The sequence below is a fragment of the Pseudomonas sp. ENNP23 genome, assembly GCF_001728945.1.
GTDB lineage: Bacteria > Pseudomonadota > Gammaproteobacteria > Pseudomonadales > Pseudomonadaceae > Metapseudomonas > Metapseudomonas otitidis.
Genome location: NZ_LYSP01000001.1, coordinates 178649 through 192871, shown reverse-complemented (window position 1 = coordinate 192871; position 14223 = coordinate 178649). Strand labels below are relative to the sequence as shown.

The window sequence follows — 14223 nt, the reverse complement described above, 5'->3', positions numbered from 1 at the left end:
GAGGCGCAGTCTAGTCAGCGCTCCCCTGGCTCGCAATCCCAATATCAAGATTCTTTGATATTGCTGATCGGCGGCGTCTGGCCATCCAGGGCCAGCGCCAGGAAGGCCGCCGGCGCCGGGGCCAGGCTGCGGCCCGGCAGCCAGAGCACGTGCAGTTCGCGCTCGATGTGCAGGTCGTCCACCGCCAGGGCGACCAGGCGCCCCGCTGCCAGCTCGTCCGCCACGGCCCGGCGGGACAGCCAGGCCAGGCCGGGGCCCTGGGCCACCAGGTGCTTCAGCGCCTCGGTGCTGCCGATCGCCAGGCGCGGGTCGGTGCCGAGGCCGTGGGCGTGGTAGGCCTGCTCGATGCTGGCGCGGGTGCCGGAGCCCTCCTCCCGCAGGTACAGCGGGTAGTCGGTCAGGTCGCGGGCGCGGAGGGTGCCTCGCCGAGCCAGGGGGTGATCGGGGGCGCACACCGCCACCAGGCTGTCCTGCTCCAGGCGCTGGAAGGCGCAGGCCTGGCGGTCGAATTCACCTTCCACGAAGCCAAGGGCGATGCGCTGGTCCTGCAGGTCGCGGAGGATGCTGCGGGTGTTGTCCACCCGCAGCTCGACGCGGATCTGCGGGTGGGCCTGGTGGAAGCGGGCGATCAACGGCGGCAGCACGTAGCTGCCGAGGGTGGCGCTGGCGCCCAGGTGCAGCTCGCCATCGCCCAGCCCGGCGAAGGCCTGCAGCTCGCGCTCAGCGGCCTGCTCCAGGGCGAAGATGCGCTCGGCATAGGCCAGCAGACGCTGGCCGGCTTCGGTCAGGGCTACGCCCCTGGGTTGGCGATCGAACAGTGGCAGGCCCAGGCGCCCCTCCAGCTCGCGGATTTCCCGCGTGACGGCCGGCTGGCTGATGTGCAGGCGCTCGGCGCCAGCGCTGATGGCGCCGGTCTCGGCGACGGCGAGGAAGACCTTGAGGTGGTGCAGATTCATAAATGAAAGGTATGTCTGGCATATCGAGGATGTATTTTTCGTATAGCACGCCCGGTCGTATCGTGCAGGCATCGTCTGACACGGGACCACCCGACCGGAGCCGCCATGCCTCGCCCCTTCACTCGCCTCGATCATCCCAGCGCCCTGGTGCGCCACTTCATCCCCGGCTGGTTCGCCGTGACCATGGGCACTGGCGTGCTGGCGCTGGTGCTCGGCAACCTGCCGGGCCCCTTGGTTGCCTTGCGGCCGCTGGGGGAGGTGGTCTGGGCGCTGGACCTGGTGCTGTTCCTGGCCTTCAGCCTGCTGTTCATCGGTCGCCTGGTGGCGTTCCCGGAAACCGTCGGGCCCATGCTGGCGCACCCGGTCCAGTCGATGTTCCTGGGGGCCATCCCCATGGGGCTGGCAACGCTGATCAACGGGCTGGTGCTCTACGGCGGCCCGCGCTGGGGCGAGGCGGCCTATGCCCTGGCCCACGGGCTGTGGTGGCTGGACATGCTGCTGGCCCTGGGCAGTGCCCTCTTGGTGCCGTACCTGATGTTCACCCACCAGCGCCATGCCCTGGAGTCCCTGACGGCGGTGTGGCTGCTACCCATCGTCGCACCCGAGGTGGCGGCGGCGAGCGCCGGGGTGCTGGCCCCGCACCTGGCACCGGAGCTGGCGCGGCCGCTGCTGGTGAGCGGCTACCTGCTGTGGGGCCTGTCCCTGACCCTGGCCTTCTCCCTGATCACCCTGGTGCTGCTGCGCCTGGCCCTGCACAAGTTGCCGGACACCGCCTTCGCCGCCACCAGCTGGCTGCCCCTGGGGCCGCTGGCAACCGGCTGCCTGGGACTGATGACCCTGGGCCACGCGGCCCCGGCAGCGTTTGCCGGTACGCATCTGGAAGGGCTGGGCACCCTGGCGCCCGCCGCTGGCCTGATGGGCGCATTCGTGCTCTGGGGCGCCGGGTTCTGGTGGCTGGTGATCGCCCTGCTGTTCACCCTGCATTACCGGCGCCAGCGCATGGCCTTCAACCTGGGGTGGTGGGGCTTCACCTTCCCCCTTGGGGTGTTCGCCCTGGCCAGCCTGGAGCTGCAGCGGCAGACCGATGTGGCCGCCTTCGGGGCCTTCGGACTGCTGCTGGCCGCCGGCCTGGCGATGGTCTGGGTCCTGGTGATGCGCCGCACGCTGGCTGGCCTGTGGCACGGTGAGCTGTTCCGTGCGCCCTGCCTGAACAGCCCGGCCTGAGGGAAGCTGCGCCTCTTCGACCATCTGTCATTGCCCCGAGCCTGCCCGCTGGGCGAAAATAGCCGCCTTTTTTCGTTCAGCGTCATTCAACCCGCAGGAGATCAGCGATGCCCAGCCGTCGTGAGCGTGCCAATGCCATTCGTGCCCTCAGCATGGATGCGGTGCAAAAAGCCAACAGCGGCCACCCCGGCGCCCCCATGGGCATGGCCGATATCGCCGAAGTGCTCTGGCGTGACTACATGCAGCACAACCCGAGCAACCCGCAGTGGGCCAACCGCGACCGCTTCGTGCTGTCCAACGGCCACGGTTCGATGCTCATCTATTCCCTGCTGCACCTGACCGGTTACGACCTGTCCATCGATGACCTGAAGAACTTCCGCCAACTGCACAGCCGCACCCCGGGCCACCCGGAGTACGGCTACACCGCCGGCGTCGAGACCACCACCGGCCCGCTGGGCCAGGGCATTGCCAACGCCGTGGGTTTCGCCATCGCCGAGAAGGTGCTGGCCGCCCAGTTCAACCGCGAAGGCCACGCCATCGTCGACCACCACACCTACGTGTTCCTGGGCGACGGTTGCATGATGGAAGGCATCTCCCACGAGGTCTGCTCCCTGGCCGGCACCCTGGGCCTGGGCAAGCTGATCGCCTTCTACGACGACAACGGCATCTCCATCGATGGCGAAGTCCACGGCTGGTTCAGCGACGACACGCCGAAGCGCTTCGAAGCCTACGGCTGGCAGGTGATCCGCAATGTCGACGGCCATGACGCCGAAGAGATCCGCACCGCCATCGAGACCGCGCGCAAGGCCACCGACCGCCCGACCCTGATCTGCTGCAAGACCGTGATCGGCTTCGGCTCGCCGAACAAGCAGGGCAAGGAGGAGTGCCACGGCGCGCCCCTGGGCAACGACGAGATCGCCCTGACCCGCGCCACCCTGGGCTGGAACCACGGCCCGTTCGAAATCCCCGCCGACATCTATGCCGAGTGGGACGCCAAGGCCGCTGGTGCTGCCCGCGAGAGCGAGTGGAACCAGCGCTTTGCCGCCTACGCCGCCGCCCATCCCGAGCTGGCCGCCGAGTTCGAGCGCCGCATCAAGGGCGAACTGCCGGCCGACTTCGCCGAGAAGGCCGCTGCCTACGTCGCTGAAGTGGCCGCCAAGGGCGAGACCATCGCCAGCCGCAAGGCCAGCCAGAACGCCCTGAACGCCTTCGGCCCGCTGCTGCCCGAGTTCCTCGGCGGCTCCGCCGACCTGGCCGGCTCCAACCTGACCCTGTGGAAAGGCTGCAAGGGCGTCTCCGCCGATGACGCCGCCGGCAACTACCTGTTCTACGGCGTCCGCGAGTTCGGCATGAGCGCCATCATGAACGGCATCGCCCTGCACGGCGGCTTCATCCCCTACGGCGCCACTTTCCTGATCTTCATGGAATACGCCCGCAACGCCGTGCGCATGTCCGCCCTGATGAAGCAGCGCGTGCTCTACGTCTTCACCCACGACTCCATCGGCCTGGGCGAAGACGGCCCGACCCACCAGCCCATCGAGCAGCTCGCCAGCCTGCGTTCGACCCCGAACCTGGACACCTGGCGCCCCGCCGACGCGGTGGAATCCGCCGTGGCCTGGAAAGCCGCCATCGAGCGCAAGGACGGCCCGAGCGCGCTGATCTTCTCCCGCCAGAACCTGCCTCACCAGGCCCGTGATGCTGCCCAACTGGCCGACATCGCCCGAGGTGGCTACGTGCTCAAGGACAGCGTCGGCGAGCCCGAGCTGATCCTCATCGCCACCGGTTCCGAAGTGGGCCTGGCGGTGCAGGCCCATGACGCCCTGACCGCTGCCGGCCGCAAGGTGCGCGTGGTGTCGATGCCGTCCACCAGCCTGTTCGACCAGCAGGACGCCGCCTACAAGCAGGCCGTGCTGCCGGTCCAGGTGGGCGCGCGCATCGCCATCGAAGCCGCCCACGCCGACTACTGGTACAAGTACGTGGGCCTGGAAGGCCGCGTGATCGGCATGACCAGCTTCGGTGAGTCCGCCCCCGCGCCGGCGCTGTTCGAGCATTTCGGCTTCACCGTCGACAACATCGTCGCCACCGCCGAAGAACTGCTGGACGTCTGACCTGCACGGACCCGGGCCGTCATGGCCCGGGTCCGGGGTACTCATTCCTTTCGGCCCAGCGAGCGCCCATGTCCAGCCATCGCCCCTTCAAAGTCGCCCTGAACGGCTACGGCCGCATCGGTCGTTGCGTCCTGCGCGCGTTGTACGAGCGTGGCGGTCGTGACGGCTTCGAGATCGTCGCCCTCAATGACCTGGCCGACCAGGCCAGCATCGAGTATCTGACCCGCTTCGACTCCACCCACGGCCGTTTCCCCGGCGAAGTGAAGGTGGACGGCGACTGCCTGCACATCAACGGCAACTGCGTGAAGGTGCTGCGCAGCGCCGAGCCCGAGGGCATCGACTGGGCCGCCCTGGGCGTCGACCTGGTGCTGGAGTGCTCCGGCCAGTACACCACCCGCGCCGGGGGCGAGCGCTTCCTCGCCGCCGGTGCGCCGCGGGTGCTGTTCTCTCAGCCCATGGCCAGCGAGGCGGACATCGACGCCACGGTGGTCTTTGGCGTCAACCAGGCCAGCCTCAGCGGCACCGAGCGCCTGGTCTCCAACGCCTCCTGCACCACCAACTGCGGCGTACCGCTGCTGAAACTGCTCGACGAGGCGGTGGGTCTGGAGTACGTCTCCATCACCACCATCCACTCGGCCATGAACGACCAGCCGGTGATCGACGCCTACCACCATGAAGACCTGCGCCGCACGCGCTCGGCCTTCCAGTCGGTGATCCCGGTGTCCACCGGCCTGGCCCGGGGCATCGAGCGCCTGCTGCCGGAACTGGCCGGGCGCATCCAGGCCAAGGCGATCCGCGTGCCGACGGTGAATGTGTCCTGTCTCGACATCACCCTGCAGACCGCCCGCGACACCTCCGCCGCCGCCATCAACCGCGTGCTGCGCGAGGCCGCCGAAAGCGGCCCGTTGCAGGGCCTGCTGGCCTACACCGAGTTGCCCCACGCCAGTTGCGACTTCAACCATGACCCCCATTCGGCCATCGTCGACGGCAGCCAGACCCGTGTGTCCGGCCCGCGCCTGGTGAACCTGCTGGCCTGGTTCGACAACGAATGGGGCTTCGCCAACCGCATGCTCGACACCGCAGGCCACTACCTGCGGGCTGCTACTACAACCCGTTGACCTCCAGCCCCGTGAAGGACTGACCCCATGACCGTGTTGAAAATGACCGACCTCGACCTCCAGGGTAAGCGCGTGCTGATCCGCGAGGATCTCAACGTGCCGGTGAAGGATGGCGTCGTGAAGAGTGACGCACGCATCCTTGCTTCCCTGCCGACCATCAAACTGGCACTGGAGAAGGGCGCGGCGGTGATGGTCTGCTCCCACCTGGGCCGTCCCACCGAGGGCGAGTTCTCCGAGGAGAACAGCCTCAAGCCGGTGGCCGACTACCTGTCCAAGGCTCTGGGCCGCGAAGTGCCGCTGGTGGCCGACTACCTGGGTGGCGTCGACGTCGCCCCTGGCCAGGTCGTGCTGTTCGAGAACGTGCGCTTCAACAAGGGCGAGAAGAAGAACGCCGATGAGCTGGCGCAGCAATACGCCGCGCTGTGCGACGTGTTCGTGATGGATGCCTTCGGCACCGCCCACCGCGCCGAGGGTTCGACCCACGGCGTGGCCAAGTTCGCCAAGGTCGCCGCTGCCGGCCCGCTGCTGGCCGCCGAGCTGGACGCCCTGGGCAAGGCCCTGGGCAATCCGGCCCGCCCGATGGCTGCCATCGTTGCCGGCTCCAAGGTTTCCACCAAGCTGGACGTGCTCAATTCCCTGAGCCAGATCTGCGACCAGTTGATCGTCGGCGGCGGCATCGCCAACACCTTCCTCGCTGCGGCGGGCTACAAGGTCGGCAAGTCCCTCTACGAAGCCGACCTGGTGGACACCGCCAAGGCCATCGCCGCCAAGGTCAGCGTGCCGCTGCCGGTGGACGTGGTGGTTGCCAAGGAGTTCGCCGAAACCGCCGCTGCCACCGTCAAGCTCATCGCCGACGTGGCGGATGACGACATGATCCTCGACATCGGCCCGCAGACCGCCGCCCAGTTCGCCGAGCTGCTGAAGTCGTCGAAGACCATCCTCTGGAACGGCCCGGTCGGCGTATTCGAGTTCGACCCGTTCGGCGAAGGCACCAAGGCCCTGGCCCTGGCCATCGCCGAGAGCGATGCCTTCTCCATCGCCGGCGGTGGCGACACCCTGGCCGCCATCGACAAGTACGACGTGGCCCAGCGCATCTCCTACATTTCCACCGGTGGTGGCGCGTTCCTCGAGTTCGTCGAGGGCAAGGTGCTGCCGGCCGTAGAGGTGCTGGAGCAGCGCGCCAAGGCCTGAAAGATGGCCTGAATCATGGCGATGGCATGCGGTCTCTCGTTCAGGGAAACCGATAAAGGAGTCATCGCCATGTGGATCAGAACCTTGCTGTTGCCCTTGTTCGTCGTGCTCGGCGGGTGTGCCGGAGGCCCGGCACCCCAGCCCTGCGAGGTGCTCAGCCCGCCCCAGGTCGTCCTGCCGCAGACGCGCGACGACCAGCGGGTGGAAGCCCAGAGCAGCGGGGACCCGACCCTGGGCAGCAGCGCGGAACAGCATTGTCAGTGAGCCGACGGCAACGCCCGGCCATGGAGTGAAGGATGAAAGGCATTCTCGCCCTCGCAGCGCTGCTGGCGCTGGCCGGGTGCGCCAGCCAGAAGGCGCCCGAGGACAACTGGACCCACTGGGTCTGCGACAGCCAGGCCGAAGTGTTCTGGCGCTTCGCCGACAAGGCCCAGCAGGACGTGGACGTGCGCCTGGGCGGCGGTGACATCGTTTATCGCCTCAAGGCAGAACCTTCCGGCTCCGGCGCGCTCTACAGCGACGACCGCCTGGCTTTCCACACCAAGGGTGACGAAGGCCTGGTCTATTGGGTGGCCACCGACGACCTGATCGGTCGCGGCTGCAAGGCGCCCTGAGTCGCCTCACCCTTGAGAACATCCGCTTTCGCGGTGGTATTCACCGCGAAGCTTGAACCCGGCCTGCCCCTGCGGCAGGCTTCGCATTTCGACAGCCCACCCCACTTGGGAGACTGAAACACCATGGCACTCATCAGCATGCGCCAGATGCTGGACCACGCCGCCGAGTTCGGCTACGGCGTCCCGGCCTTCAACGTCAACAACCTGGAACAGATGCGCGCCATCATGGAAGCGGCCGACAAGACCGATTCCCCGGTGATCGTCCAGGCCTCCGCCGGTGCCCGCAAATACGCCGGTGCGCCCTTCCTGCGCCACCTGATCCTGGCTGCCATCGAAGAATTCCCCCACATCCCGGTGTGCATGCACCAGGACCACGGCACCAGCCCCGACGTGTGCCAGCGCTCCATCCAACTGGGCTTTTCCTCGGTGATGATGGACGGCTCCCTGCGTGAAGACGGCAAGACCCCGGCCGACTACGAATACAACGTCCGCGTGACCCAGCAGACCGTGGCATTCGCCCACGCCTGCGGCGTGTCCGTGGAAGGCGAGCTGGGCTGCCTGGGCAGCCTGGAGACCGGCCAGGCCGGTGAAGAAGACGGCGTCGGCGCCGAGGGCATCCTCGACCACAGCCAGATGCTGACCGACCCGGAAGAGGCCGCCGACTTCGTCAAGAAGACCCAGGTGGACGCTCTGGCCATCGCCATCGGCACCAGCCACGGCGCCTACAAGTTCACCAAGCCGCCGACCGGTGACATCCTCGCCATCGACCGCATCAAGGAAATCCACAAGCGCATCCCCAACACCCACCTGGTGATGCACGGTTCCTCCTCGGTGCCCCAGGACTGGCTGGCGATCATCAACGAATTCGGCGGCGACATTAAGGAAACCTACGGCGTCCCGGTCGAAGAGATCGTCGAAGGCATCAAGCACGGCGTGCGCAAGGTGAACATCGACACCGACCTGCGTCTGGCTTCCACCGGTGCCATCCGTCGCTACATGAGCCAGCACCCGAGCGAGTTCGACCCGCGCAAATTCTTCAGCGAAACCGTGAAGGCCATGCGCGACATCTGCATCGCCCGCTACGAAGCCTTCGGCACCGCCGGCAATGCCTCCAAGATCAAGCCGATCTCCCTGGAAGGCATGTTCCAGCGTTATGCCAAGGGTGAGCTGGACGCCAAGGTCAACTGATCCGGCGTTGGTGCATGGAGAAAGCCCCGCTTCGGCGGGGCTTTTTCATGGGCGTTCGTCAGGCTGGGCTCAGTTCACGGCGGTCAGCGCCCGGTGCTCGGTCTTCAGGTTGTAGAAGGTGGCGCTGCCGGCTTCACTGTCGGCCCCGGCGTTGTCCTGGGTGTAGACGCCCGCCTTGAAGTAGAGCGGCTTGGGCGCCCAGGTGCCGTCGAGCTGCTGGCTGAACTGGGTGTCATTCACCAGGATGCTCAGGCGACCCTGGGGTGACAGGTTGATCACGTAGGTGAAGCGCTGGCCCAGCTTCACGCCGGTGAGCAGGGTGCTCACTGCGCCGCTCGGATCGGTCGGGGAGTTGCGGATCTTGGCGACGATGTTCCCGGTGCCGGTCTTGGTCTTGTACTGGTACTCCAGTTTCAGCAGCGGGCTGGTGCTGCCGTAGGAGTGGATCTGGCCCACCACGATCTTGCCGGTGGAGGGCACCTGGTCCACCGCCAGGTTCGCGCTCATGTAGTTGTCCGCGGCGCTGTAGTTCCAGTTGCGCAGGCGGCCGTCGGCGAAGGTTTCGCGCAGTTCGCTGCGGGGGTAGATGGCGTTGGCAGTGGTGCTGCCGTTGACCGGGGTCCAGAAGAACAGCGTGCCGTTGCTGGCCTTGAAGTAGTTGTCCTGGTAACCGCCGACCAGGGCGGGGGTATCGATGGTGACGGAGGGGGCGCCGACGGGGATGGTCAGGTTCCAGGTTCCAAGGTCGATCATGACTGAGTTCTCGAAGAGAACTTTCAGTGGGGTGCAACTCATCCACGAGCGTGTAATCACTTGCGGCCATCTCCAAAAACGATCTGCGTTGTCATCGCTGCGCTTTTAGAGACGCCCTTACACTGGCAATCCGGCCAACTGCACACGAACCAAAAGTAGGGTGGTTAAGTGCGGCCTGAGCCGCTGTTCGTGCTGGGCGTCCCGTGGTGGGGCACCTGGCGGATGGCTTTATACGGCGTGAAAAACCGCCCGTGAATCACTGTTCGTCAAATTCATGCCGCCATAAAAATGGCGAAATCGGCGTTTGACATCGCCATGCCATCGCAGAAAGTAACCAACCGGTACATCGCTTTTTCGGGAAAGCCGCTTACTGTGCGGAGGCGCTCCGGCGCGGCCGTCAAATAGCCGTAAGCGAGGCGGTTTGCCGGGGGCGAAATCGCACCGACGAACGGCGATGCTGGCGTTGTGATGGTCATGACAAAACCGGTCACCTGCTGCCGCGCCCGGTACAATGGGCGCCCTTTCACGACACCTGCCCGACCATGGACCCGCTGCGCTACCTGAAGGCCTACCCCTCCCACCTGCAGGAACAGGTGCGGCAGATGATCGACCAGGGCCGCCTGGGCGAATACCTGGCCCGCCGCTACCCCGACCGCCACGACGTACAGAGCGACCGTGCGCTCTACGGCTACACCAATGCCTTGCGCCAGGAGCACATGCGCAGTGCACCGGCCATCGACAAGGTGGTCTACGACAACAAGCTGGACGTGGTGCAGAAGGCGCTTGGCCTGCATACCGCCGTGTCCCGCGTGCAGGGTGGACGGCTGAAGGCGAAGAAGGAGATCCGCGTCGCCTCGTTGTTCAAGGAGGCCGCGCCGGAGTTCCTGAGGATGATCGTGGTGCACGAGCTGGCGCACCTGCGCGAGCGCGACCACAACAAGGCCTTCTACCAGCTCTGCGAGCACATGCTGCCGGGGTATCACCAACTGGAGTTCGACTTGCGCCTGTACCTGACCTGGCGTGACTTGGGGGAGAGGGGCTGAGGAGCCATGCCCGCCCCAGCTGTGGAGGGCTGCAGGATGCGCAGTCCTGAGGCGGGCATGGCGCAACGGACTATAGCCGGCGGCCCCTGGCTCGGGGTGTAGGGTCTTTCCGAGAGAGGCTGACGCAAGTGCCTGACGAGGGCGCAAAGCCTGCTAGGCTCTGACGCTGTCCCCCCGCGAGATCCCCCTAGGCATGAAGCGCACGTCCTGGTTGCCCAGTCTGGTGTTGTCGTGCCTGCTGCTCGCTCCTCTGGCCCAAGCCCGGGAATGGTTGGCCGTCGGTACCGATTTCCCGCAGTTGTACGGACAGGATGGGCAGGGCCGCTTCATCGGCCTGGGCGCCGACCTGTTGCGTGTTGTGCTGGGCGAGATGGGCGACAGCGTGCGCTTCGAGCTGTATCCCTGGGCGCGGGCACAGCTCATGGTCGCCGAAGGCCGCGCCGACATCCTTGTCGGCCCCTACCGTACGCCTGAGCGGGAAAGGCACATGCTGTTCACCCGCCACGCCTTCTACCGCGATCGTCTGGTGTTCTATGCCCGCAGCGACCAGCCCCTCGAATGGGGAGGTGACTACGCCCGGCTGCAGGGGCTGCGAGTCGCTGCCATCCGTGGCTGGGTTTACGGCGACCGTTTCGACCACGCCCGCGCCCATCTCGACCTGCGCAGCGTCGAGGGCGTGGACAATGCGCTGCTGATGCTGCAGCACGGTCGCATCGATCTGCTGGCGACAAACGAGCGCAACTCCCGCCCCTGGATCGAAGCCCTGCCGGCCGGCAGCCTGGTCCGGCTACAGCCGGCCATCGACAGCAAGGACGGCTACTTCGCCTTCCCCCGGCGCGAGCCTTACGAGGCGCTCAAAGTCCGGTTCGACGAGGCCTTCCAGCGCCTGCTGGAAGACGGCCGCTTCGCCCGCATGGCGGCCGAGGCCGGCGTTCAGGTACCTGAATAACGTGCGTCGCCCCACTGTGTGGGCCACTGGCGGCTGACTAGAATGGCAAAGGGCCACGTGAGGAACGCCGGTGAGTACTGAAGAGTCGGATTATTCGATCTACCGCAAGCTGGTATCCCAGTTGATGAACGGCGAGGAACAGCTGCCCAGCCTGCCCATGATCACCATGGAAATCCGCCGTGCCCTGGCCGATCCCAACGCCACCACCGGCTCCCTGGCCCGGGTCATCAGCAAGGACCCGGCGCTGAGCGCCACCCTGGTCAAGCACGCCTCCAGCGCCCGTCTGCGTGGCACGCCGCCACCCAAGAGCCTGGAAGAGGTCATCCGCCAGTTGGGCATGCTGGAGGTGGACCGCATCACCATGATCCACAGCATCAAGAGCCTGTTCCCGCTGTACAGCCCGGCGCACAAGAAGCTGTTCCTCGACACCTGGCACCGCCTGGCCCGCCGGGCTGCCATCAGTGCCGTGCTGGGGCGCCTGCTCGGCCATGTTTCCAGTGAACATGTGCTGTTGGCGACTATCCTCAGTGAGGTGGGCGCCATGGCCATCCTTTCTGCGTTCAAGGCGGCCGACCAGGTGCCCGCCACCGAACTCTACAACCGTCTGTGCCGGGAATACGGCAAGTCGCTGGGGGTGGTGGTGTTGAAGACGTGGGCGGTGGATCAGAGCTACATCGAGGTGGTTCGCGGCGCCGGCCTGTGGGAGGAGTCCCCTGGGCCCGCCCTGAGTCTGGTGGATCTGGTCAACCTCGGGCTCTACCACGCCATTCGTGAGAATGGCCCGACCGCCCAGTTGCCGCCTTTCAGGGAGTTGGCGGCCTACCGCAAGCTGCTGCCACCGCAGAACGCGCTGGACGCCAGCGGCAACGGCCTGGCCCTGGTGGCCAGCCAGCGGGTAGAGATCCAGCGGATGGAGTCGCTGCTGCATTGAGTCACGGCATGCCGCCTGGCATGCGCGGTCCCGCGTAAGGAGCCGTCGCGGGGCTTGATGGCCGGAGCGCCTCTTGTACGAACACGGCCAGGGGCCGACCGGATTCAGAGAGGTCTCGTCATGAATGCACTGTTCAGCCCGGGTGTCCGCCTCCTCGAGGGGTTCAGCTTCGCCCGCAAGTTCCAGATCCTGTTCCTGCTGTTCGCCTTGCCCCTGGGGTACGCCCTGTGGGTCATCGCCGGCCTTTATCAGGAGCGCCTGACACAGATCGATGGTGAGCTCAGCGGCTTGCGGGTGATCGTCGTCCTCGACGATGCCCTCGGTGAGGCCATTGCCCAGCGCACCCTGCTGGCACGCTGGAAGGGCACCGAGGTTGCCGCCAAGGCCACCCTGGAGCAACGCGCCGGGCAACTGGAAGCGATGCTGGACAAGGTCGATGCGCAGTTGAAGGCCGAATCCCTGGAGGGGCCCAACCGCACCCTGTTCGACGAGCTGAAGAGCCGCAGCGAAGCCATCCGCCCCCAGGTGCTGGCGAGCGTCGCCCTGCCCGATGCCCTGGAACGCTATCAGGCAGTGCTGCAGAGCCTGCAGTCCCTGCGTGAGCAGGTGGCCACCAGCAGCGGGTTGATCCTCGACCCGGTGATGGACACCTACCTGATGATGGAGCAGGTCACCTACGTGCAGCCGCGTACCCGCGAGCTGCTCGGCAACTTCGTCGCCAGCGCCCACGGTGCCGTGATTTCCCGCCACTTCACCCTGCAGAGCCGAGTCGCCGTGCGTGACCTGCGCCGTGCCCTCGACGACTCCGTGCGGCAGTTGCGCAAGGCCCGCGAGGCCATTGCCGGCAAGGGCCTGCCCAACGCCGAGCTCGACGGGTTGTTCAGCCAGGCCGAAGAAGCCCTCTCGAGCTACCTCGCCGTCGTCGACAAGGGCATGTTCGACGCCAACCCCTTCACCCTCGAAGCGGCGGACTTCATCAACCAGGCCGAGCAGGCCGGGAGCCAGCTCGCGGTCCTGCAGACCGCGCTCGGTGAACGCCTGCGCCTGCGCCTCAGTGTGTTCCGTGGCGAGGCCGTCGCCAGCATGAGCGAAGTGATCGGCGGCTTCGCCGTGCTGACCTTGCTGGCGCTGTACATGCTGCTGTGCCTGAACGCGGCGATCCGCCGGGGCACCGCTGCCATCACCGAGGCTGCCGAGGGCTTGCGTGCCGGGGACCTGCGGGTCAATGCCGCCGTGCACGGCAGGGATGACCTGGCACAGATCGCCGAGGCCCTCAACGCCGCGCTGGTGCAGTTGCGCAACTCCCTGGACGGGGTGAACCGCGAAAGCCAGCAACTGGGTGGCACCGTGCGCCAGTTGAACGACCAGGCCGAGGAAACCCTCGTTTCGGTGGAGCAGCAGCAAGGCCAGGTCAGTCAGATTGCAGCCGCTGCCCATCAGTTGGCAGCCACGGCCCAGACGGTGGCGGAAAGCTGCGAAGGTGCCGCTGCCGACGCCCAGCAGACCCGCCAGATCGCCATGCAGAGCAACCAGCGCAGCGCCCGCACCGGGGCCAGCATGCGCGAACTCAGCAGCCGCCTCGGCGAGACGGTCACCGCCTTGCAGCAACTGCGCGAGCAGACCCAGCAGATCAACCGCGTGGTGGACGTGATCAAGGGCATTGCCGAGCAGACCAACCTGTTGGCCCTCAATGCTGCCATCGAAGCCGCCCGCGCCGGCGAACAGGGCCGAGGCTTCGCCGTGGTGGCCGACGAAGTGCGCAGCCTGTCCCAGCGCACCCAGGATTCCACCCAGGAGATCGGCGACACCGTCTCCAGCCTGCAAGGCGTGGTCGGTCAGGCCGTGGCGCTGATGGAGGCCGCCTACCGCCAGGCCGAGGGCGACGTCGGCAGCGTGTTGAGCATGGGTGATGACCTGTCGGGGATCGCCGACGCCGTGCAACGGGTGAGCGACCGCCTGGCGCAGATCGCCACCGCCGCCGAACAGCAGGCGGCCACCGCCGACGAGGTCAGTGGCAACATCCAGCAGGTGGACCGGGCCGCCGCGCTGCTGCTGGGCGGAGCGCGCTCGGTGCAGAGTGTGGCCGAACAACTGCGCCTGGGCAGTCAGGCCCTGCACGACAACACCTCGCGCTTCCGCCTGGGGTGA

Annotated in this window: 14 protein-coding genes; 11 read left to right on the top strand and 3 right to left on the bottom strand. The window is 66.8% G+C overall.

Going from position 1 to position 14223, the window contains the following annotated elements:
* Nucleotides 1-44 precede the first annotated feature (44 nt).
* Nucleotides 45-956: a LysR family transcriptional regulator gene (locus tag A9G05_RS00790; protein ID WP_069559162.1), complete on the bottom strand. Its 912-nt coding sequence runs from the start codon at nt 954-956 to the stop codon at nt 45-47.
* Between the two features lie 105 nt (nt 957-1061).
* On the opposite strand from A9G05_RS00790, the gene A9G05_RS00785 reads away from it, so the two are divergent.
* The 7 genes from A9G05_RS00785 to fba all read left to right on the top strand — a co-directional run bounded on the left by A9G05_RS00785 (nt 1062) and on the right by fba (nt 8399).
* A complete protein-coding gene (locus A9G05_RS00785) occupies nt 1062-2180 on the top strand; it encodes a TDT family transporter (RefSeq protein WP_069559161.1) in 1119 nt (372 codons plus the stop codon).
* Between the two features lie 107 nt (nt 2181-2287).
* Nucleotides 2288-4288, top strand: coding sequence for a transketolase (gene tkt / locus A9G05_RS00780; protein ID WP_069559160.1), 2001 nt, complete (start codon nt 2288-2290; stop codon nt 4286-4288).
* Nucleotides 4289-4356: 68 nt separating this feature from the next.
* Nucleotides 4357-5406 (top strand): erythrose-4-phosphate dehydrogenase, encoded by a 1050-nt coding sequence (epd, locus tag A9G05_RS00775; protein ID WP_069559159.1) that lies wholly within the window; start codon nt 4357-4359, stop codon nt 5404-5406.
* Nucleotides 5407-5433: 27 nt separating this feature from the next.
* The gene (locus tag A9G05_RS00770) at nt 5434-6597 is read left to right on the top strand and encodes a phosphoglycerate kinase (protein WP_069559158.1); all 1164 of its coding nucleotides are present in this window, start codon (nt 5434-5436) and stop codon (nt 6595-6597) included.
* A 69-nt stretch (nt 6598-6666) separates the two neighbouring features.
* Complete coding sequence (locus A9G05_RS00765; protein WP_044403506.1) at nt 6667-6861, top strand: hypothetical protein; 195 nt, start codon at nt 6667-6669, stop codon at nt 6859-6861.
* 32 nt (nt 6862-6893) lie between these two features.
* A complete protein-coding gene (locus A9G05_RS00760) occupies nt 6894-7211 on the top strand; it encodes an MliC family protein (protein WP_069559157.1) in 318 nt (105 codons plus the stop codon).
* Between the two features lie 123 nt (nt 7212-7334).
* Nucleotides 7335-8399, top strand: a complete 1065-nt coding sequence (gene fba / locus A9G05_RS00755; protein ID WP_044403502.1) for a class II fructose-bisphosphate aldolase — start codon at nt 7335-7337, stop codon at nt 8397-8399.
* Between the two features lie 69 nt (nt 8400-8468).
* Here the strand turns inward: fba and A9G05_RS00750 are convergent, their stop codons facing one another.
* Both A9G05_RS00750 and A9G05_RS00745 read right to left on the bottom strand, forming a co-directional pair.
* Nucleotides 8469-9152 carry a polysaccharide lyase family 7 protein gene (locus A9G05_RS00750; protein ID WP_069559156.1) on the bottom strand — a complete coding sequence of 228 codons (684 nt, stop codon included), beginning with the start codon at nt 9150-9152 and terminating at the stop codon, nt 8469-8471.
* A 272-nt stretch (nt 9153-9424) separates the two neighbouring features.
* Nucleotides 9425-9628 (bottom strand): hypothetical protein, encoded by a 204-nt coding sequence (locus A9G05_RS00745; RefSeq protein WP_069559155.1) that lies wholly within the window; start codon nt 9626-9628, stop codon nt 9425-9427.
* A gap of 66 nt (nt 9629-9694) precedes the next feature.
* Between A9G05_RS00745 and A9G05_RS00740 the strand changes: the two genes are divergently transcribed.
* The 4 genes from A9G05_RS00740 to A9G05_RS00725 all read left to right on the top strand — a co-directional run bounded on the left by A9G05_RS00740 (nt 9695) and on the right by A9G05_RS00725 (nt 14223).
* A complete protein-coding gene (locus A9G05_RS00740; RefSeq protein ID WP_069559154.1) occupies nt 9695-10195 on the top strand; it encodes a M48 family metallopeptidase in 501 nt (166 codons plus the stop codon).
* 193 nt (nt 10196-10388) lie between these two features.
* A complete protein-coding gene (locus A9G05_RS00735; protein WP_069559153.1) occupies nt 10389-11144 on the top strand; it encodes an ABC transporter substrate-binding protein in 756 nt (251 codons plus the stop codon).
* A 70-nt stretch (nt 11145-11214) separates the two neighbouring features.
* Complete coding sequence (locus A9G05_RS00730) at nt 11215-12075, top strand: HDOD domain-containing protein (RefSeq protein WP_069559152.1); 861 nt, start codon at nt 11215-11217, stop codon at nt 12073-12075.
* 120 nt (nt 12076-12195) lie between these two features.
* Nucleotides 12196-14223, top strand: coding sequence for a methyl-accepting chemotaxis protein (locus A9G05_RS00725; protein WP_069559151.1), 2028 nt, complete (start codon nt 12196-12198; stop codon nt 14221-14223).